General features: G+C 40.1%; 19 protein-coding genes. 12 read left to right on the forward strand and 7 right to left on the reverse strand.

Going from position 1 to position 18000, the window contains the following annotated elements:
• Window positions 1-491 precede the first annotated feature (491 nt).
• The 4 genes from A8L44_RS10990 (at window position 492) to fabZ (ending at window position 3401) form a co-directional block, all read left to right on the forward strand.
• A complete protein-coding gene (locus tag A8L44_RS10990; RefSeq protein WP_066105703.1) occupies window positions 492-1325 on the forward strand; it encodes a flagellar hook-basal body protein in 834 nt (277 codons plus the stop codon).
• 38 nt (window positions 1326-1363) lie between these two features.
• On the forward strand, window positions 1364-2209 hold the full coding sequence (locus A8L44_RS10995; RefSeq protein ID WP_066105706.1) for a flagellar hook-basal body protein: 846 nt from the start codon (window positions 1364-1366) through the stop codon (window positions 2207-2209).
• A gap of 12 nt (window positions 2210-2221) precedes the next feature.
• Window positions 2222-2509, forward strand: coding sequence for a DNA-directed RNA polymerase subunit beta (locus tag A8L44_RS11000; protein ID WP_066105709.1), 288 nt, complete (start codon window positions 2222-2224; stop codon window positions 2507-2509).
• A 457-nt stretch (window positions 2510-2966) separates the two neighbouring features.
• Window positions 2967-3401 carry a 3-hydroxyacyl-ACP dehydratase FabZ gene (gene fabZ / locus A8L44_RS11010; protein WP_066105716.1) on the forward strand — a complete coding sequence of 145 codons (435 nt, stop codon included), beginning with the start codon at window positions 2967-2969 and terminating at the stop codon, window positions 3399-3401.
• Between the two features lie 123 nt (window positions 3402-3524).
• On the opposite strand, the gene A8L44_RS11015 is transcribed toward fabZ, so the two are convergent.
• Entirely contained in the window at window positions 3525-4577 is a 1053-nt protein-coding gene (locus A8L44_RS11015) for an SDR family oxidoreductase (protein ID WP_066105718.1), read from the reverse strand.
• A 374-nt stretch (window positions 4578-4951) separates the two neighbouring features.
• Between A8L44_RS11015 and A8L44_RS11020 the strand changes: the two genes are divergently transcribed.
• A complete protein-coding gene (locus tag A8L44_RS11020) occupies window positions 4952-5350 on the forward strand; it encodes a hypothetical protein (RefSeq protein WP_066105720.1) in 399 nt (132 codons plus the stop codon).
• Window positions 5351-5384: 34 nt separating this feature from the next.
• On the opposite strand, the gene A8L44_RS11025 is transcribed toward A8L44_RS11020, so the two are convergent.
• Window positions 5385-5798: a YwpF family protein gene (locus A8L44_RS11025; protein ID WP_066105723.1), complete on the reverse strand. Its 414-nt coding sequence runs from the start codon at window positions 5796-5798 to the stop codon at window positions 5385-5387.
• A 259-nt stretch (window positions 5799-6057) separates the two neighbouring features.
• Here A8L44_RS11025 and A8L44_RS11030 point away from each other — a divergent pair, with 259 nt between their 5' ends.
• The 3 genes from A8L44_RS11030 to A8L44_RS11040 all read left to right on the forward strand — a co-directional run bounded on the left by A8L44_RS11030 (window position 6058) and on the right by A8L44_RS11040 (window position 7269).
• Window positions 6058-6432 (forward strand): single-stranded DNA-binding protein, encoded by a 375-nt coding sequence (locus A8L44_RS11030; RefSeq protein WP_066105726.1) that lies wholly within the window; start codon window positions 6058-6060, stop codon window positions 6430-6432.
• Window positions 6429-6617 carry a hypothetical protein gene (locus tag A8L44_RS11035; protein ID WP_066105730.1) on the forward strand — a complete coding sequence of 63 codons (189 nt, stop codon included), beginning with the start codon at window positions 6429-6431 and terminating at the stop codon, window positions 6615-6617. The genes A8L44_RS11030 and A8L44_RS11035 overlap by 4 nt, the downstream gene beginning before the upstream one ends.
• Window positions 6618-6825: 208 nt before the next feature.
• Window positions 6826-7269 (forward strand): CBS domain-containing protein, encoded by a 444-nt coding sequence (locus A8L44_RS11040; protein ID WP_066105733.1) that lies wholly within the window; start codon window positions 6826-6828, stop codon window positions 7267-7269.
• A 37-nt stretch (window positions 7270-7306) separates the two neighbouring features.
• Here the strand turns inward: A8L44_RS11040 and A8L44_RS11045 are convergent, their stop codons facing one another.
• From A8L44_RS11045 to A8L44_RS11060, 4 genes are all read right to left on the reverse strand, one after another.
• Entirely contained in the window at window positions 7307-7912 is a 606-nt protein-coding gene (locus A8L44_RS11045; RefSeq protein ID WP_066105738.1) for a DUF3920 family protein, read from the reverse strand.
• Between the two features lie 250 nt (window positions 7913-8162).
• Window positions 8163-8762 (reverse strand): hypothetical protein, encoded by a 600-nt coding sequence (locus A8L44_RS11050; protein WP_139063846.1) that lies wholly within the window; start codon window positions 8760-8762, stop codon window positions 8163-8165.
• Between the two features lie 129 nt (window positions 8763-8891).
• Window positions 8892-11708, reverse strand: coding sequence for a DEAD/DEAH box helicase (locus tag A8L44_RS11055; RefSeq protein WP_066105744.1), 2817 nt, complete (start codon window positions 11706-11708; stop codon window positions 8892-8894).
• The gene (locus tag A8L44_RS11060) at window positions 11695-13311 is read right to left on the reverse strand and encodes an SWIM zinc finger family protein (RefSeq protein ID WP_066105747.1); all 1617 of its coding nucleotides are present in this window, start codon (window positions 13309-13311) and stop codon (window positions 11695-11697) included. Before A8L44_RS11060 ends, A8L44_RS11055 begins: the two co-directional genes overlap by 14 nt.
• A 129-nt stretch (window positions 13312-13440) precedes the next feature.
• Here A8L44_RS11060 and A8L44_RS11065 point away from each other — a divergent pair, with 129 nt between their 5' ends.
• The 3 genes from A8L44_RS11065 (at window position 13441) to A8L44_RS11075 (ending at window position 15911) form a co-directional block, all read left to right on the forward strand.
• Window positions 13441-14349, forward strand: a complete 909-nt coding sequence (locus A8L44_RS11065) for an LCP family glycopolymer transferase (RefSeq protein WP_066105750.1) — start codon at window positions 13441-13443, stop codon at window positions 14347-14349.
• Between the two features lie 187 nt (window positions 14350-14536).
• Window positions 14537-14866: a hypothetical protein gene (locus A8L44_RS11070; protein ID WP_066105755.1), complete on the forward strand. Its 330-nt coding sequence runs from the start codon at window positions 14537-14539 to the stop codon at window positions 14864-14866.
• A 550-nt stretch (window positions 14867-15416) separates the two neighbouring features.
• Window positions 15417-15911, forward strand: coding sequence for a VanZ family protein (locus A8L44_RS11075; protein ID WP_066105760.1), 495 nt, complete (start codon window positions 15417-15419; stop codon window positions 15909-15911).
• 228 nt (window positions 15912-16139) lie between these two features.
• Here A8L44_RS11075 and A8L44_RS11080 read toward each other — a convergent pair whose 3' ends face one another.
• Complete coding sequence (locus A8L44_RS11080; RefSeq protein ID WP_066105763.1) at window positions 16140-17057, reverse strand: helix-turn-helix domain-containing protein; 918 nt, start codon at window positions 17055-17057, stop codon at window positions 16140-16142.
• Window positions 17058-17255: 198 nt separating this feature from the next.
• Here A8L44_RS11080 and A8L44_RS11085 point away from each other — a divergent pair, with 198 nt between their 5' ends.
• Window positions 17256-17864: a hypothetical protein gene (locus A8L44_RS11085; protein WP_066105766.1), complete on the forward strand. Its 609-nt coding sequence runs from the start codon at window positions 17256-17258 to the stop codon at window positions 17862-17864.
• The last annotated feature ends 136 nt before the right edge of the window (window positions 17865-18000 follow it).

Here is an 18000-nt window from a genome sequence, read left to right on the forward strand (position 1 = left end):
CTATGCCCTGGCTATGAGGCACCTATACCCGGGTATAGCCGGTCAAAGGTAGGTGAAAGGCAGAGGAAAGCAGGTATGGTCCACCTATGCCCTGGCTATGAGGCACCTATACCCGGGTATAGGCCGGTCAAAGGTAGGTGAAAGGTAGAGGAAAGCAGGTATGGTCCACCTATGCCCTGGCTATGAGGCACCTATACCTGGTTAAAGGCCGGTCAAAGGTAGGTGAAGGGTAGAGGAAAGCAGGTATGCCCCGCCTATGCCCTGGCTATGGAGCACCTATACCCGACCTATGCAACACCTCTACAACATCTCTCCTCCCACACAAAGAGAAAATTCGACGAAAAAAGACTCCAGTTAACACTACAAAGTCCACATATACTCCCCCTATGTCGAGAGAAATCGGTTTTTAGGAAAAAAGTCCGTATCTTATAAAATTATTCCCTATATAATGGTAATATGGGTGTTTGTTAGGCCTATTTGGGGGTGGAGAAATGTTTAAAGGATTCTATACAGCGGCATCCGGTATGCTAGCTCAGCAACGCAAAACGGAGCTGCTTGCAAATAATTTAGCGAATGCCAATACGGTCGGATATAAAGAGGATCAAGCGAGTGTACGCTCATTTCCAGAAATGCTGCTTAGCAGTTATGAAAAAGTGAATCTTCCCGTTGAGGAATCAGTATCCATCAATCATTCAAAATATGTGGGTGCATTGAACACGGGTGTTTATGTACAAGAGACTATCCCGTCTTTTTCACAGGGTGATGTTAAAACAACCGACAATACTACGGACATGGCTATTGTAGATCAAGCTATGCCTATTGATCCTGAAAGGAATCAACCGGGTACGGCCCTGTTTACAGTTGAGACTCCTGATGGCTTGAGATATACACGAAACGGGAATTTTACATTAGATGGCTCAGGCTATTTAACAACTGCTAACGGTTATTATGTCCTAGATGAGAATAGGGAACGTATCCTTTTAAACTCCGAAAATTTTGCGATTAGTTCTCAGGGTGAGATATCTGAGGGAACATTGAATAGAGGACGAATTGGAATAAGCTTTAGCGCTACTCCAACGGCACAGCTCATCAAGGAAGGCGATGGATTATACCGGATCAATGAAGGAGAGCTGCCTTCTGCCTATACATTAAATAATGTTCAATTTACTGTTCAACAAGGTTCTATTGAACAGTCCAATGTGGATTCATCCAAAACAATGACTGATATGATGGCTGCCTATCGTACATTTGAAGCCAATCAAAAGATTGTACAAGCCTATGATCAAAGCATGCAAAAAACTGTCAATGAAATAGGTAAGCTGTAATCGATAAAGAGCTGAATTGAAGAGGAGGGTAAATAAGGATGAATCGAATGATGATAACCTCATCAAATACAATGGGGCAGCTGCAAAAGAAGCTAGAAACAGTTTCGAATAATATCTCAAATACTTCGACGACCGGTTTTAAAAGAAAAGAAACCTATTTCTCAGACATGCTCGCTCAGGAATTCAATAATCAGGAGCGAACTGAGAAGGAAAAAGGCCGATTGACGCCAAATGGTATTCGAGTGGGTGTTGGCGCAAAAATGAGTCAGTCTCAGCTTAATTTGGCACAGGGTAATCTGCAAAAAACGGAACGTGACTTGGATGTCGCCCTTACTAATGAGAATTTATTTTTTGCCATTCGCACGGCAGATGGCACTAGCAGTGAGCTTGGTTACACAAGGGATGGGGCTTTTTATCTTAGTCCAGCTTCTGATGGATCTAATCAAGTGCAATTGGTAACTTCAAATGGCAGTGCAGTATTGGATGAAAATAATCAGGAAATTAGGATAAATGGTAATCCTAGTGACATAACATTTACAGATAAAGGCCAGCTAAATGTCACTACTGAAAATGGGACTCAATCATTTAATCTGGGGATTATCTCCGTCAAGAAGCCGCAATTTATGGAAATGATAAATAATAATACTTTCACTCTTCCGAAAAATATGGCACAATTGGATGTATCAGAAAACGACATATATACCCAACTAACCGGTGCTTTTAGAGAAGGAATTTCTATGGTTCAAGGAAACTTGGAGCAATCTAATGTCGATATTAGTACTGAGATGACAGAAATGATGCAAACTCAGAGGTTATATCAATTTCAATCACGAACGGTTAGTATGGCCGATCAAATGATGGGGTTGGTCAACGGTATTCGTTAAAGGAGTAAAAGAATGCAAGCGTTGGTTAATAATAAAAGTGAGCAGACTGAGTCTGAACCAAACAGTCGAATAGATAGAAAAAAACTGGGTAATGATCAAAAAATCAAAATCCGGTTAGTGCCACTTTGGGCTCGTATTATAATTGTCCTTGTGTTGACGATGATGGCCCTTGTTGGTGGAGCCATGGTTGGCTATTCCGTTATGGGTGATGGAAAAGCAATGGATGTTTTTAAGAAATCTACATGGACTCATATCGTTGATTTGGTCAATAAGGACACGACGGAGAATAAAGACAAATAATACGGGCAGGAAGGCAAGATATATCCCTTCCTGTTTTTTATTAGGTAGGAGAAGTTTGATGAAAAGTGGTCTTACCACTTTCGCGTCTCATTACATTTGTCGCGAGCCTACAGGATGTAGGTCATGAAGACGTTGCCACAGGACGTAGCGCATTTAGTCTTCGTTCATTGATTAAGTCGTCTCAGCTTTTTAGTCAATCCAGCTTCAGGGCCTAGCCGCTCGAGGTTGTAAGGATAGCCACTGCGGGAGAGAGCCTCCCTACGTGCCTCTCCTTACACTTGTCGCGGCTGACCAAGGCCCTTCAGCTTTTTGATGTAATCCAGCTTCGACTCCTAGCTCCTCGAGACATAAGTGTAGCTGCTGCGGGAGAGAAAAGACGCTCTCCCTACGCACCTCATCTTATGCTTTTCGGAGCTGGGCAGTCGTCTCAGCTTTTTAATAATAAGGGGGAAATTATATGTTAGATGTTCAGCAAATTAAGGAGATTATTCCGCATCGGTATCCGTTTTTGTTGGTTGATCAGATTTTGGAGGTTGATGAGGGGAAGCGGGCAGTTGGTGTTAAGAATGTGACGGCGAATGAGGAGTTTTTTAATGGTCATTTTCCGGATTATCCGGTTATGCCGGGGGTGCTGATTGTGGAGGCGCTGGCACAGGTGGGAGCGGTGGCTGTTCTGATTAAAGAGGAAAATAAGGGCAGGCTTGCTTTTTTTGCCGGTATCGATAAATGCCGCTTTAAGAGACAGGTGCGTCCTGGTGATCAACTGCGTTTGGAAGTAGAATTGACGAGAGTACGCGGTCCGATTGGAAAAGGAATTGGCAGGGCAACTGTGAATGGTGAGCTGGCTTGTGAAGCTGAAATAACATTTGCTTTAGGCGATCAGAAATCCTGAAATCCTTAATACTCACGTAAAAAATAAAAAAGCAGAAGGGCCAAAATGTACTGGCCTTAAAAGTTAGACAGCAAACAACTTTTAAGGGGGCAGTTCACATAAATAGCCTTTCTGCTTTTTCGCCTACTTATTTTGCATGAAGGTAGCCAATAGGCAAGCACCGATCCCGGCTGCCAGTACGGAAGTTAGGACTGGGTGTTTGGATGCTTTTACATAATAGCTTGTTTCGCGGATCCAGCCTTTATTGGTGCCGCGTTCATGCAATCCATATCCAGCTTTATACAAGGCGCTTTCCTCCGGTGGGTTGGAGGGACGGCTATCATGCTGGGTATGATACATAGTCTTTTCCATAAATTTATCAGTAAGCCTTGGGGCAAACCTGCCAAGCATAGCCAGGAGTTTAGCCTGAGATCCAACATACATATCGCGTTTTGGATGCTCTGCGGCAAAAAGGATGGCCTCGGCTACTGTTTCAGGTGCATAAATCATCCCTATATGGGTCGGCTGCTTTTCCAGATAACTACGAGCGTGCTCATTGTAAGGTGTGTCAATTCTTCCGGGATGAATGAGTGTCACAGAAATCGGCGCATTTTCCTTCTCGAGCTCCATCCGCAGGTTCTCCGTCCAGCCGTGTAAAGCAAATTTTGCGGAAGAATAGGTTGACTGAACAACAGTTCCCCTATCGCCGAAGAAGCTGCCGATATTAATAATGGCACCTGGGCCACCACGTGTTTTATAATGCTCGACCGCGATTCTGGATCCGTATACGACACCCCAAAAAACAGTATCAAACATGCGGCGCATATCTTTTATGCTGACTTCGGTTGTTTTTCCATAAATCGAAACACCCGCATTGTTCACCCATGTATCAAAGCCGCCAAAATTCAAGATGGCTGTTTCAGCAATTTTAAGGACATCCTCTTCAACACCAACATCTGCATCAACCCAGACTGCTTCATGCCCCTTGCTTTTCAATTCGTAGACTAATTCCTGGAGGGCATCTTTATTCCGGGCTGCCACAACAACCTTGGCTCCTTTTTCAGCTGCCATACGTGCCGTAACAAGCCCAATCCCACTAGAAGCACCAGTAATAACAATTACCTGGTCTTTCAGCTCCTTTAAATGGAGTCTCTCCATAGATTGATCTTTCATCTGTTCGACTTTTTTTATATCCATAAAGTATTCCTCACTTATGATGTATGCCTTTTACCTTGAGGCCTTTATGCAAAATGCTTTCAGGAACTCCGGCTGTATTAGTATGAACCATCCATACAATAAAAATTAGGGTAAGCATCAGCTGAAATAAGGAGCGAACACATTTATGGTGAAGGGAATTTTCACAAATACGTTTAGAATTTACCTGTTTGTGTTATTAAAGGAATATAGGCTAGTGTAAAAGCACTGGCACGTGGATAACCATATCACTTCTCCCTATTTGAAGGCCCAAATGTTTGGGCCTGCTTTTTTTTGCTCCATCATAATCTGCCCTCTTCTGGGTAATCTAAAAACAGACCTGATCAGGTCATAAAAGTTTGAAAGGAGCATGCCGAATGCAGAAGTTTTATAAAGCGATTATGGGGGTTGCGTTGGCATCTGTGTTAATGGTGGGGTGTAATAATAACGATGACAATAACCCGCCTCCAGAAGGTAACAACAACCATGAGCAAAATAACGGTACGAACGATAATAATGGGATAGATACGAACGAAAGTACAAAAGATAATAATGGTACAAATGGTAACAACGGAACGAATGGTAACAATGGTATCAATCGTAACAATGATAATAATGGTATGAATGATATCAATGATAATGGTTCCGATCTAGATAGTGGCAATTTAGATACAGATGTAAGAGAAGATGGGGATAGAATCAGGAACGATGCAGATCGAGGCGCAGACGATATCCTTGATAACAACAATAACAATGGTAAAGATAAAAATAAGTAACAAGTTTAAGCTGGCGAGGTAATCTCGCCAGCTGTTATTTATTACTACCAAGGCCTTCTTTAAAGGCGTTTTTTAAATCCTCACCATTATATCCTTCATCTACTAGTGTATCCAATAGGAATTCAACGGCTTCTCTTCTGCGATTGCGAATCTTTGCCCGAAACAGGATGCTGGCGAATTGATCCATCTTGCGGACATCAGCGATAGTTGCATCGAAGTAGGCAGGGATATTATCCTTCTTTGTGATGATACAGCTAACGGTAAGCTTGTCAGTATCAGCAGTGATTTCCTTGAAAAGATTGAAATGTTCATAATCAACGACTGCCTCAATAAGCCAAGTGTTAGCCTCATTTTCTTTATTAATAATTAATCCGTCTAGGATATGTAATTCGGTTGGATGCTGATTGTCTGGAAGTAACTGCAAGGAAACTAACTTAAAGGTTTTCATCAACTTACCTCCAATTTTAAATTATTATATGTTCATTATAGCATGGTAAAAAAAAGAAAAAATATTTATATTGTTTGTCGAAGAGTTTGTTAAATAATTCACAGATTATAAATATTGATTACAAACACCATATTTATATATTCAAAAAGGAAATTTGAGTGAAAATCTCCCTCTAAAGTCCCAAATCGCCTCTTTTACTTTTAACCATAACTCTTTTATGATACCTCTGTAAGCTATATAAAAGAGAGGTGAAGGTAGTATGTTAAATCAGGTTGCGCTTGTTGGAAGGTTGACGAAGGATCCTGATCTGCGTTATACACCGGAGGGAAAAGCTGTATCAAACATTACTTTGGCCGTTACGAGAAATTTTAAGAATGCTGATGGCGAGTATGGGACGGACTTTGTAAACTGTACACTTTGGAATCGGGCAGCTGAAAATACCGCATCCTATTGTCAAAAAGGTTCTGTAGTCAGTATCGTTGGAAGAATTCATACACGTAATTATGAAAATCCAGAAGGAAAGCGTACGTATGTAACAGAAGTTATAGTGGAAAGTGTTAACTTTTTAGATCGAAAACGGGTGAATAACCTTCATGAAGGCAGTCTGGAAACGAACGCAGTGCCTATTTTATGAACGAGCGGGAAGTAGTCGCTGATTTAATCCGAATCGTTGGCAGTGTAAATAGCCGTGTATCCAAAAGTGAGTCAGATTTGAGAAAAATCGAACAGACTCTGCAAATCCTCATAAAAGAATTGTCTAACATGAAGGAGCTTCAATATCAATTATGTGAACAAACGTATCAACTCCACGAACATTAATCCCTCACAAACATAATCTGCATACAAAATGCCTCCAATACACTTATAAAAGTTATACCCCCTCTTGATAGCCGCCAATGCGCGGCTTTTTTCAGTTTTGGGATAATTATTTTGCTAAAAGGTAAATTTCTATTAGAAATAGAATTGAAATTATTGGTAAGATAACGGTAGATACATATTTTCTTATTACAGCCAGGAGGGATTTAAGGTGAAAGCAAAGGATTTCATGATCAAGGATGTAATTAGTTTAAATGAAGAGGCAAGTATTAAAACATTGCTGGAAGTTTTAATGAAACATAAAATCGGAGGACTTCCTCTGGTCGATCCAAACAATAAACTGTTGGGGATCGTAACAGATGGGGATGTCCTGAGATATATGAACCCAAAAGCCTTCATTTCCTCTTATGTCACTTATATAGAAGAGTTGGATGAAACCTTAAAATCAAAAAGTGAATCGCCGGTTAAAGCTATTATGAAGAAAAAAGTAGTCTTTGTTCGAGAAGAGGATGAGCTTGAAGATGTACTCAAGCTGCTGGCAACACACCATTTCAAAAAGATACCTGTAGTCAATGAAAATCGTGAGGTTGTAGGTGTAATTAGCCGTGGGGATATGATTCGTAAATTAGGCGAGTTACTACTTGAAAAATTGTAAGAGAAAGGAGGCTCATTTCTGAGTCTCCTATTTATTTCTATTGGCGTACTATTGTTACGTAAAAACGTCCCCAGCAGCTTTGCCATAAGAAATCGATACTTAAAATAGTGTTGATAGAGTTGCGATGCTTCTCAATCATCCTTTGGGCAAACATGTTAGCATCCCGTTCAACCCATTGTGATTGATAGCCATTTCTGCCTGTGTTGACATAGGGCGTATTATACTGCCTCTTCATATAGACACGCTGGTAGGCATGGCGAATTTCATGAAAGAGATCCTGTAGTAAAAACAGCTGCATAAGCCCGCGCTCGTATTTTTTGTTTTTTACCTTATGGTTAAAGGGAAATAATGCAATCTTACCAAGCTTATGGTATCCGCCCAATGTGCCATTTAAAGAATCCTCATAACACCAATCATCAATAAATTCCTTTCCATAATCGGTACGGTCTGCGATGACTTGATCTGGATGATCGTATATGGAAATGGTCATTCCTAAGTATTTATAATCGTCATAAAGTAATTTGAGTATTTGTTTAAGCTGGAAATCTGATAGGATATTTGAATGATTACGTAAAACTGTTTTCGCTAATCTGGAGGGGCGATTTAAGGTACTTTCAAGAGAGATGTTTTCTTCTACGATCATTAATGTAAGCAACTCCTGTTAATTAATCTGGCTGTTTTAATTGGGCATATAACATGATATGCCAGGACCGTGACTATACATTCGCAACAAATTACTACATAAATGGATATAAAAAATGTGGAAAAAGAAGGAATAATGTAGAAAAGTATACAACGAAGAACAAATTTCGTCAAATAAGTGGTTTGACATTATTTAAAAGAGGGTAAGTAAATAAATTGCTTAAAAAAGGAAAGAGGAGAGACCCCTTTCCTTACTTATACAAATTGCTATCTTGATTGATATATAGAGTCGTTTCATAGTACATATCATCTCTATATTGATTGGATAATTCATCTTCAATAGTTTTATAGGTGAGATATGGAGCGGTATCTCCCTGTACGTGTTTAATCTTTACTTGAGTGGAAATCTCCTGTTTGTCGCTATTCTTCCCGATCGTTAAAAATTTCACGTGTACGGTAGGTGATCCCTTTTTTAGATGCATTGAAGGGATTACCTTGTCACCATCTGTATTCGTTGCCTCTACCTGTTCAATGGCCAACCTCTCCTCAGGCTGTGAATCTAAATAAGCAAGTAAATATTCTTGTTTCCATTTTTCCTCATCGAGTGAATAATCATATTCAGAGATATTTGTATATAAGTGAAACGCAATAAAGCCAACCGCGGCCAAGGAAATTACTCTTATACCAACCGCAACACTGGATAAGGATCTCCGATCACGTATGACATGAAAGAGAATAGCTATTCCAATGATTGTCCAACAGATCACCGCAATATACGTAAGCGGTGCATCAGCTAACTCTTGTGTCTTCTCAAAAGTTTGTACAACCTCTTTAAAACTCAGTTTCCTCACCTCTGTTTCCATTCCCTTTTACTAATAACTGTAAATTATTTTATTTATATAATCAATTTTTATTATTTCGACTCTAATAGATACAAAAAAGCCATTCCCCATTTTTTAAGAAGGGAATGGCCAAAAAAGTTATCTTTCAAGCACCAGCAAATCCTTTAATTCGTCTGAGGATAGCTCGGTGATCCAATTGTCGCTTTGGACGATTTCATCGTTAAGCGATTGTTTTTTCTCAAGCATGACATCAATTTTCTCCTCAAGTGTACCGGAGGAAACCATCTTATGGACATGTACAAAGCGCGTTTGCCCAATACGGTAGGCACGGTCGGTCGCCTGATTTTCAACAGCTGGATTCCACCATCGATCATAGTGAATGACATGGTTGGCAGCCGTCAGGTTAAGCCCTGTACCGCCGGCTTTCAGGGAAAGCAGAAGGATTGGATACTTACCATCCTGAAAATCGGCCACCATGGTATCCCGTTGTTTTTTATTGGCGCTGCCGTTCAGGAATGGAACGACATGACCATAGCGGCGCTCAGCAATTTGCTTAATCATATTACCCATTTCAATGTATTGGGTAAAAATAAGGACACTTTCATCCTGTTCATAAATGATATCGAGCAATTCGATTAGCTTTTCCATTTTTCCGGATCGATGAAGAATATGCTTTGGTGCCTCTTCCTTTAAATAAAGGGCAGGATGATTACAAATTTGCTTCAGCTTGGTCAGCATCTGCAAAATAAGCCCTTTCCGTTCAAAACCGCTCAGTTTTTCAACTTGATCGAGCGTATCTTTAACAAGCTGTTCGTATAAAGCGGCTTGCTCGGTTGTTAGGCTGATAAACTCCTTTTGCTCCAATTTATCCGGCAGATTGAGAGCAACCTCTTCATCCTTTTTCGTCCTTCTTAAAAGGAAAGGCTGAATAAGCCTTTGCAGGGTGGCAATTTTATTCTTATCACCATTGCGTTCAATCGGTCCGGCAAAGTTTTTATCAAATTGCGTTAGTGAGCCAAGATAGCCCTTATTAATAAAATCAAAAATGGACCAAAGCTCACTCAGTCTATTTTCCATTGGAGTACCGGTTAAGGCGATATGATGAATGCCTTCAAGCTTACGGGCAGAACGGGATTGCTTCGTATGGGAATTCTTGATATTCTGCGCTTCGTCGAGCACAACAGCATTCCATTGCATGGATAAAAAGTCTTCCTCATCCTGATGAAGCAACCCAAAGGTTGTCAGAATCACATCGGCATTGCCAAACCCATCCCTAAACTGTTCACCCTTCATACGACTTGGACCATAGTGAAGATGGACGTTCATGGATGGAGCGAACTTTTCAAACTCCTTCTGCCAGTTTCCGAGCACAGAAGTCGGACAGACAATCAAGGATGGAGATTTTGCTGGACCATTCTTCGCCTCCACCGCTAACAGATAGCTGATGAGCTGAATCGTTTTCCCTAGACCCATATCATCGGCCAGACAGGCACCGAATCCATATTCACGTAAGAACATCAGCCAGCTCATTCCCTGTTGCTGATACGGCCGCAATTCGCCCTGGAAGGCATCGGGTACCTGGACAGTCGGGATATCCTGAAGTGAGTTGATGCGAGTCATAAAGCGTCTCAGGTCACTATTCAGCTCAAATTGAATTCGTGCGTAATCCCCTTCATTCTCATCCTCAAGCTCCTCATCCTGTGCGAACTCCTGCTGAAGTAAATCATTGATACGCAATCCTCGCTCATCTGCTTCCTTCTTCAATTCCTGCATGCGCCTCATTAAGGCAGGATCCAGTTTCACCCAGCGTCCTCTAATATAGACAAGCTTCCGTTTTTCCTCAACAAGCTTGTTAAATTCCTCCTCGGAAACCTCAGCGCCATTGACGGAGAAACGCCAATTATAATCGAGCAAGGCATTCATACCCACAAATGATTTTCGGCGGCTTGGCGAATTTTTCACTTTAGCCTTCATGGCGATTTTCGCATCCTTAATTGCCTGCCACCATGATGGCAATAGAATTTCTACGCCAAGCATATGTAGGACCTCGGAAGCATCCGTTAAGAAATCCCAGGCCTGATCCTCAGTGACAATATCATCAATCCAAGGGAAAATATCCTTCCAGCGGGCGATTTCCTTTTCAGCCATCTCTAAATGCCTTTTCCAGGCAAAAGGAATCCTATGGCGATCAGCCCATATGAAAAATTGCTCCTCATTTCGCTTGCCGCGCATAAACGGTTCTAGCTTCCATTGGTCAACCTCATCACCCGCTGCAAAATCAGGCTCGCTCAGGCGCATTCCCATAGAAAAAGGCAATTCATCTTCTTTAGCACCGGTCCATATTTCCCAACGGTCTCCGTCAAAGAAGCGGCTGAGTACCTTGGTGGAGATATTTTTTTCAGCAAACAAATCAAGCAAATCACCTACGCGATGATTGCCGGGACGGTCTTTAATCGCTTCATTTAACCATTCCTCCGCAAAACGCCGAACCGTAATGGTTTGGATTCCGTCATGCTCGTGTCTGGCCATTTCCTGTTCCCAAAAGGAGTCCTGAAAGTCTTCGAGTATTTCCTGTGGGAGCGGGAAGGTAATGCCGTCTTGATTCCTATCGTTAAAATCAGGCATAACCGTTCCGTTTTCAACGGTTTCATATAAGGATTGGGCTAAAGCTAAACTAATGGATGCCCAATTGGACCAGGACCAATTAATAAAGCTGTTGAAAGGCTCTTCTGCCAGCACCTTCATCCATTTATGGGCGCTCATGAGGACACCGCTTTTACCATCAAGTGTTTGGATATCCAATTTGGTCCCAAAGAAACTATCCGCGTCCCAAAGAAAGAAGCTTGTTGCCCACAATTCGGCAGGAACGGGCTCACCCTCATCTGTTCCATAAATAAAGACGCGTCCGCCTTCAAGTAATTCAATTTGAATATGAAGAGTTTCAATCAGCTGCATCAATTAACTTTCCTTTCTTAAGTTCTTCCTGAAAAGCGCGTAATCGCTTATTATCATCGCTGATATATTCAATATAAGATTCCCAAACGTTTACGCGCTTAAGTTTTTTATAAATAGTTCTCAGCTTTTTTAAATAACGGACCGCTTCCCGGTAGGATGAACGATTTTTAGCCGCAATCAAATTAACTACCTGCAGATGCAGAATAGGAAGGAGGACTTCAGGCTGTTCCTTTTGAATTTCCTTCGTTTGATTGGACCATTCATAAAGGACATCAACACGCTCAGCAACCTGGAGCTCGACCCATTTTTTATACTCCTTCTTCTCATATAAATAGTGTGAATATGGAATAAGGGAGTAAGGAATGGTTTCCCTTAGAATACGTTCGAGCAAGTCGAATCGTTTGGCGGCTGAGCAAAAAGGACGAATAATTTGCAGGGCATTATATAAAAATCGAGTTCTCTTATACTCCTGAGTCTGATAATCATGCAAATAAGCTTTAATATTTTTTGAGAAGAATTCAACAAAGGGAACCATTCGTGCATGTTCCTTTGCATTATGCAGTTCCTCTAATACAAAGGTAAGGAAGAAGCAGGATATCGGACCAAGCTTATTTAAACATTCTAACGCCTGCTCATCCTTGCCATCGACCATATATATGTGAATCATCATCCAAAAGACCAACTCAATTTGCAAGGAGTCGGCGAGAGCCGGGAGCTGGTTTGACAAACGATCTATTTCAGCCCCACGTTCTTCTTTAGTTGTAATGATATTTGTCCAAATCGTGCGATAGATATCCCAGCGATAATAGCCGCTTCCCATTTCTCCGGTTGGTAAATTCTTTGTTTCATCAATCCAGGAATGGATAAACTCCTCTGAATCAAATGGACGAATAGAGGATTCAAACCGATGAACTTCATCCTTAAAGGCAAGGAACAATTCGTGAATCATGGATTCCAGCAGTTCCTCCTGAAAGTGATCCTTCGTACTGCTCTGCAGATCAAATAAATGTACCAAGCCTATATAATAGGCAATGCTGCGGTATAAAGGCACCCATTGCTGATTGGAGGGCTCGCTGCGCTGGATCGCACGCTGAAAATTAGAAGCAGAGCGGTTTATCCCGGCCATAAAGTAAGGAGGGATGGCTAACTCTTCCCGTGCGGAACGGATGAAAAATTCCTTCCAGGCACTGTATGTATGCTCCGGTTTAGAAGGCTTGCTTTTTTCTTTATATACGGGGCCATTTTTTAGTGATTCCTTTAAACGGAACATGGGGTCCTCTTTGTTCTTCCAATGATCCACCCATTCCGTAACGCTGGCCTCCTTACTGTAGGCAGCAAAAAATACAGCCAGCTGATGCCGGCATAAATCAATCGCCGGACAAGAACAAGAGCTATTGCTTGGAAAACTCAAATCCAAAGTGACGTTAACCTTTGTCACGTCCTGTACGACACCTTGAATAAGATCAGATTCGATTGATAGCTTTACCACTGTCCCTTGACGATAAAGAACAAGACCCTTCGAAACTAAATTAACATCATTAGTTGATTTAGGAGAGAGAATATCCGAAATTCGCTCCCCGTAGAATTTAAGTGCATCGTGCATATATCATTCTCCTTACGAGACAGTTTAACCAAGTTTAATCTTAATTGTAACAAAACTGATCAAAAAAACGTATGAAAAGGGGGAGGAAAGTAGAAGACTAAAGATAAAAACTAAAAAGAAGAGAATGCGATGAATGTAAATCGAGGTGCAGATAAACGAAAGAAATATAGATGGTTATGGATTTCCGGGTTCGTAATTGTGATTGTCATGGTTGTCGGATATCCTATTTATCAGGCCCTTCAAGCAATAAAGGATCCACTGCGGGAACGCCAATCTCCCTATAGAGAAGAACAGCTTGATTTAACTAAAAAAGAGCCATTTTCATTATTGCTGCTTGGTATAGATACAAACGGCAGACCGGATACAACAATGGTCATAACGGTCAATCCGGAACACAATAACATTAAAATGCTTGGTATTCCACAGGATACAAGAGTAAAAATTGCTAGAAGCAAGAATTGGGATAAAATCAGCGATGCCTATCAAGAAGGCGGAGCGGAACTGTCGATGGAGACAGTTGAACAGTTTTTCGGAATCCCGATTGATTATTATGTGAGCATCAATACGGATGGGGTGGAGGAGCTGGTGGACGCCATTGGAGGTATCACCGTTGAAAACCAGTTAGACTTCTCTTATGATGGCCAACATTTTGCTAAAGGTAAAATCCAGTTAAATGGTGAAGAGGCATTGGCCTATATGCGCATGCGCCAGCTGGAGCCAAATGGTGAAGAAGGGCGGCAACAACGCCGGTACGAGGTCATTGGAGAGGTAATTCGAACAGGTGCCAATATCCGAAGCTTAACTCACTATGATCAAATCGCTACTACCTTAATGAATAATGTGAAAACAAATATCACAATTTCAGAGATGATAAAAATAAAAAATAACTATCAGGAGGCAGTTCAGCATATTGATCATATCAGTATGGAAGGCACAGCTGAAAAAATAAATGGAATCTATTATGAGGTAATTCGCGCGGAAGAGGTCAAAAGAATTAAAGGGATTTTACAAAAACATATGGAATATTTTAGGGATTAAAGGTAGAATAAAGAATATAAAATATTCGTCTAGGAATATTCCTGGAGTTATAAAAATATGCGCCAGAGCGAGCATTTTTGAATAAACATGTAAGAATATTGGTGTTTTACTCATATGTGGTCAGGCCACCTTCATAGGCACTCCTGTTATACTAGGAACAAATAACCAATGAAGGAGGCTGGGCATAGTGGAGTTAAACGTAAAAGTACAACCAAAGTTTATTGACGGTGAGTGTTCAATTGAATTTTCGTTCTCTTTTGATTGGGAAAACATGAAAATTGGTGAAGCGGTTATTCTGACATGTGAAGAGGAAATGGACGCTCAACTTATTGAAGAAAAGCCGATGCTAAACCCTAAGAAACGTGAAACAAAATACCCGAAAATTGCCTTTGTCACGGACCTAGCAGTCATAGACGGACATAAAACAGCCGCTATTAATGAAATCAAAAAATTTCTAAACGTCATTGGAATCCAAAATATTCGTTATCAAGATAATCGACTAGCCAGTATGGCATAATTATATAAGGTAAGACCAGATTTTGTGCTCTTTAGGAGGCGGGGTTTGGTCTTTTTGCATTTATAAGAGATGAAGTAGCAATTACCGGGTAAAAGTTCTCTCTGTGTTTTAAGGCAATACTGTTATTGGAGAGAATGCAATGACTAAAAGACTATCTTTCTTTAAATGTAGGCATAAAAAGAGATCTTTGGGAAGAATGAACAAACAGGATCTGTTCATATGTCCCTAGAGACGTTAATTTATCGGCTTATATTACTAAATTAGGGATATTAGCAATCTATTGAGCGATTTGTACTGTAAATGAACTAATTCCCGATAATGCCTCTCCGTTTCATACCTATTAAAAAGTAACCTCCCTAAAAGAATAGCCAAAACCGTGAAACAGCCACAGCAATAGGGTTTTATTAGCCATTGTGTTTTATATCTTTCATACAGGCAAACATACATGATACATAGAAAACGAATTAATCAATCGATTAATTAAGAGAAAATCTCCATTCTGCAAGTCTTTGGCATTTACCTTGCGGATGAATTCGGCTAGGATAGGAATATGAATAATGCTAGGAAAAAGATCATATACCGTTTAATCCTTTTATTGTTGGTTGTAGGAGTAGTATTTTATTCCTCCTCACAGCCTTATACCGAACAAAACATTCAACCGTTGCTGAGTGAGAACTTAAAGCTTCCTGATTCGGTAGTGGCTTTGCTTTCAAAAATAAGCTTCACCTATGCTGGTGTAGAGATTAGTATGGAAGCCTTAGGGTTGCCGGGTTTTATTGAGTTTTTTATCCGTAAGGGTGCCCATTTTAGCGTTTACTTTGTAATGGCGTTTATATTGGCCAGTATCGTTAGAGTATGGGTACAGCGAGCGGTGAAGGTAACAGCAATCACGATGGGAATTGTCTTTCTATATGCCTGCTCAGATGAATGGCATCAGTCATTTACAGGTGACCGCACGCCACTCTTTCACGATGTGATGATTGATACAGTGGGTGGATTGACAGGGATTGTCTTATATTTTGTATGGAAAAAATTTCGAAAGTAATATTTATTGGAGATGCTGGTACATAACTAGCTTCAAATAAGAGGCGAATTGAATACACACAAATTCGCCTTTCTTTATATTTGTATTTAAAATCTAGTTGAGCTTAGGCGCCGGTAAAAAGATGTATATATATATATCATTCAGAAAAGCTCTTTGGGAAAGTAAATATCTATGAAGATGCTTAAACCGGTGATAATATTCTTGTTACGGTGTAATAGAAAAAGCTGATCATGTTTTAGAATGATCAGCTTTTGTTATGTCTCCGTAGTGTAATTCCAAGGAACTCTTTTTTTCCTTCAGAAGGTTCATATATTTTTTATCTTCGATTAATTCGAATATCGAAATAGCCTTATTTAAATAATATATGGAATCCGAATACTTACCAAGCTTTTCAAGATTGTAGCTAACTTGATAATGTAATTCAGCCAATGGGAATAGATTGTCTTTTTCTAAGCAATATTTTATACCGTTTTTACAGTATGTAATAGATTCATCATATTGTTTCAATCGAGTATACACTCTGGCAATATTATAATACAGCCGCGGTAAAATCGAATGATCACTAATGAAAACTAAATGTGATAAATGCTCTTTAGCTTCCAAAAATATTTTTAGAGAAATCTCATTCTGATTGTCTGTAACATAGACTGCTCCCATAGACATGAGTACTTCTATTTCTCTTTCATTCCAAACTTTATCCAAAACATGTGTTAAGTCAATTGCTGACTTAAGCAATTCTATAGATTTTTCCACATTATTATTTACAGCATGCTCATAGACACCCTTGTGCCATAAGATCAGCTGTCTGTTACGCCCATTTTGCGTAAAGAGCGGATTGTCCTCTTCTAATTTTACAATTCTATTCATCTCTTCGTAGAGGAGATGGCGCCGCGTTAGCCGTAACTGTCTGCTTACCTCATTAACATAGTCTACTCTAGGAGTAGAACCAATTTCAAAGAAGTAGTTAACATCCACTCCTAATTTTTGTGAAATGAGATATAAGGTATTAGCATAAGGATATACATCACCTTTTTCAATTTTACTTATCTGTGCTTGTGTACATATTCCTTGGGCTAGCTCATCTTGAGATAGTTTAAGTGATTTCCTCAAATCTCTTATTCGCTGACCAATTGCGGAGAAATCCATTCATGGTATCCCCTTTCCGATAGTATTCCTATAGTTATATTTATATGTAAAAAAGTATGTATGTGCTTGTTATATTGAATAAATTGGATCTAAAGTCCCTGTATCGAATAAACCTTTAAAAGTAAATATATGGTTAAATGTAAGTATAAACATAAACCAATTATACTTATAAACTTATGAATGAAAAGGGGAATATGTATGAAAAAGAAAATTATGTTAATCGGTGCTAGTGTGTTAGGTATCAGTGCTTTGACAGCGACAATTACTATTTCTAAAACGGATCTTGCAGAGCTCCCAACGATGTACAATGTAAAACCAACACAAGTAGCGGAGCTTCCGACTATGTACAATGTAAAACCAACGCAAGTAGCGGAGCTTCCGACTATGTACAATGTAAAACCAACACAAGTAGCAGAGCTTCCGACTATGTACAATGTAAAACCAACGCAAGTAGCGGAGCTTCCGACTATGTATAATGTAAAACCAACACAAGTAGCGGAGCTTCCGACTATGTACAATGTAAAACCAACACAAGTAGCGGAGCTTCCGACTATGTACAATGTAAAACCAACACAAGTAGCGGAGCTTCCGACTATGTATAATGTGAAACCAACGCGAGTAGCGGAGTTACCGACTATGTATAATGTGAAGCCCACACAAGTGGCAGAGTTACCGACTATGTATAATGTGAAACCAACACAAGTGGCAGAATTGCCGACTATGTATAATGTGAAGCCCACACAAGTAGCTGAACTACCAACCATGTATAATGTAAAACTGAGTAACGGAGTGAATACAATTGGCTAACCATATTGATGAATTTTTATATGTGAGACAGAAGGAAAAAGATGATAAGACGTCGGATGAGTTGCCAACAGTATATTAAGAAACTGTTTACATCAGAATAATTTTTCTGTACTGAGGAAATGATTTTCTCAGTACT

The organism is Bacillus sp. FJAT-27986 (genome assembly GCF_001685035.1).
GTDB lineage: Bacteria > Bacillota > Bacilli > Bacillales > Pradoshiaceae > Pradoshia.

Excerpts from the sequence above, each read along its gene's own strand:
- A8L44_RS11055 (WP_066105744.1), bottom strand. The coding sequence starts at position 11,708 with ATGCAGCTGATTGAAACTCTTCATATTCAAATTGAATTACTTGAAGGC.
- A8L44_RS11035 (WP_066105730.1), top strand. The coding sequence starts at position 6,429 with ATGAACGAGCGGGAAGTAGTCGCTGATTTAATCCGAATCGTTGGCAGT.
- A8L44_RS11060 (WP_066105747.1), bottom strand. The coding sequence starts at position 13,311 with ATGCACGATGCACTTAAATTCTACGGGGAGCGAATTTCGGATATTCTC.
- A8L44_RS11045 (WP_066105738.1), bottom strand. The coding sequence starts at position 7,912 with ATGATCGTAGAAGAAAACATCTCTCTTGAAAGTACCTTAAATCGCCCC.
- A8L44_RS11075 (WP_066105760.1), top strand. The coding sequence starts at position 15,417 with ATGAATAATGCTAGGAAAAAGATCATATACCGTTTAATCCTTTTATTG.
- A8L44_RS11030 (WP_066105726.1), top strand. The coding sequence starts at position 6,058 with ATGTTAAATCAGGTTGCGCTTGTTGGAAGGTTGACGAAGGATCCTGAT.
- A8L44_RS11065 (WP_066105750.1), top strand. The coding sequence starts at position 13,441 with ATGAATGTAAATCGAGGTGCAGATAAACGAAAGAAATATAGATGGTTA.
- A8L44_RS11085 (WP_066105766.1), top strand. The coding sequence starts at position 17,256 with ATGAAAAAGAAAATTATGTTAATCGGTGCTAGTGTGTTAGGTATCAGT.
- A8L44_RS11000 (WP_066105709.1), top strand. The coding sequence starts at position 2,222 with ATGCAAGCGTTGGTTAATAATAAAAGTGAGCAGACTGAGTCTGAACCA.
- A8L44_RS11015 (WP_066105718.1), bottom strand. The coding sequence starts at position 4,577 with ATGGATATAAAAAAAGTCGAACAGATGAAAGATCAATCTATGGAGAGA.
- A8L44_RS11025 (WP_066105723.1), bottom strand. The coding sequence starts at position 5,798 with ATGAAAACCTTTAAGTTAGTTTCCTTGCAGTTACTTCCAGACAATCAG.
- A8L44_RS11080 (WP_066105763.1), bottom strand. The coding sequence starts at position 17,057 with ATGGATTTCTCCGCAATTGGTCAGCGAATAAGAGATTTGAGGAAATCA.
- fabZ (WP_066105716.1), top strand. The coding sequence starts at position 2,967 with ATGTTAGATGTTCAGCAAATTAAGGAGATTATTCCGCATCGGTATCCG.
- A8L44_RS11020 (WP_066105720.1), top strand. The coding sequence starts at position 4,952 with ATGCAGAAGTTTTATAAAGCGATTATGGGGGTTGCGTTGGCATCTGTG.
- A8L44_RS10990 (WP_066105703.1), top strand. The coding sequence starts at position 492 with ATGTTTAAAGGATTCTATACAGCGGCATCCGGTATGCTAGCTCAGCAA.
- A8L44_RS10995 (WP_066105706.1), top strand. The coding sequence starts at position 1,364 with ATGAATCGAATGATGATAACCTCATCAAATACAATGGGGCAGCTGCAA.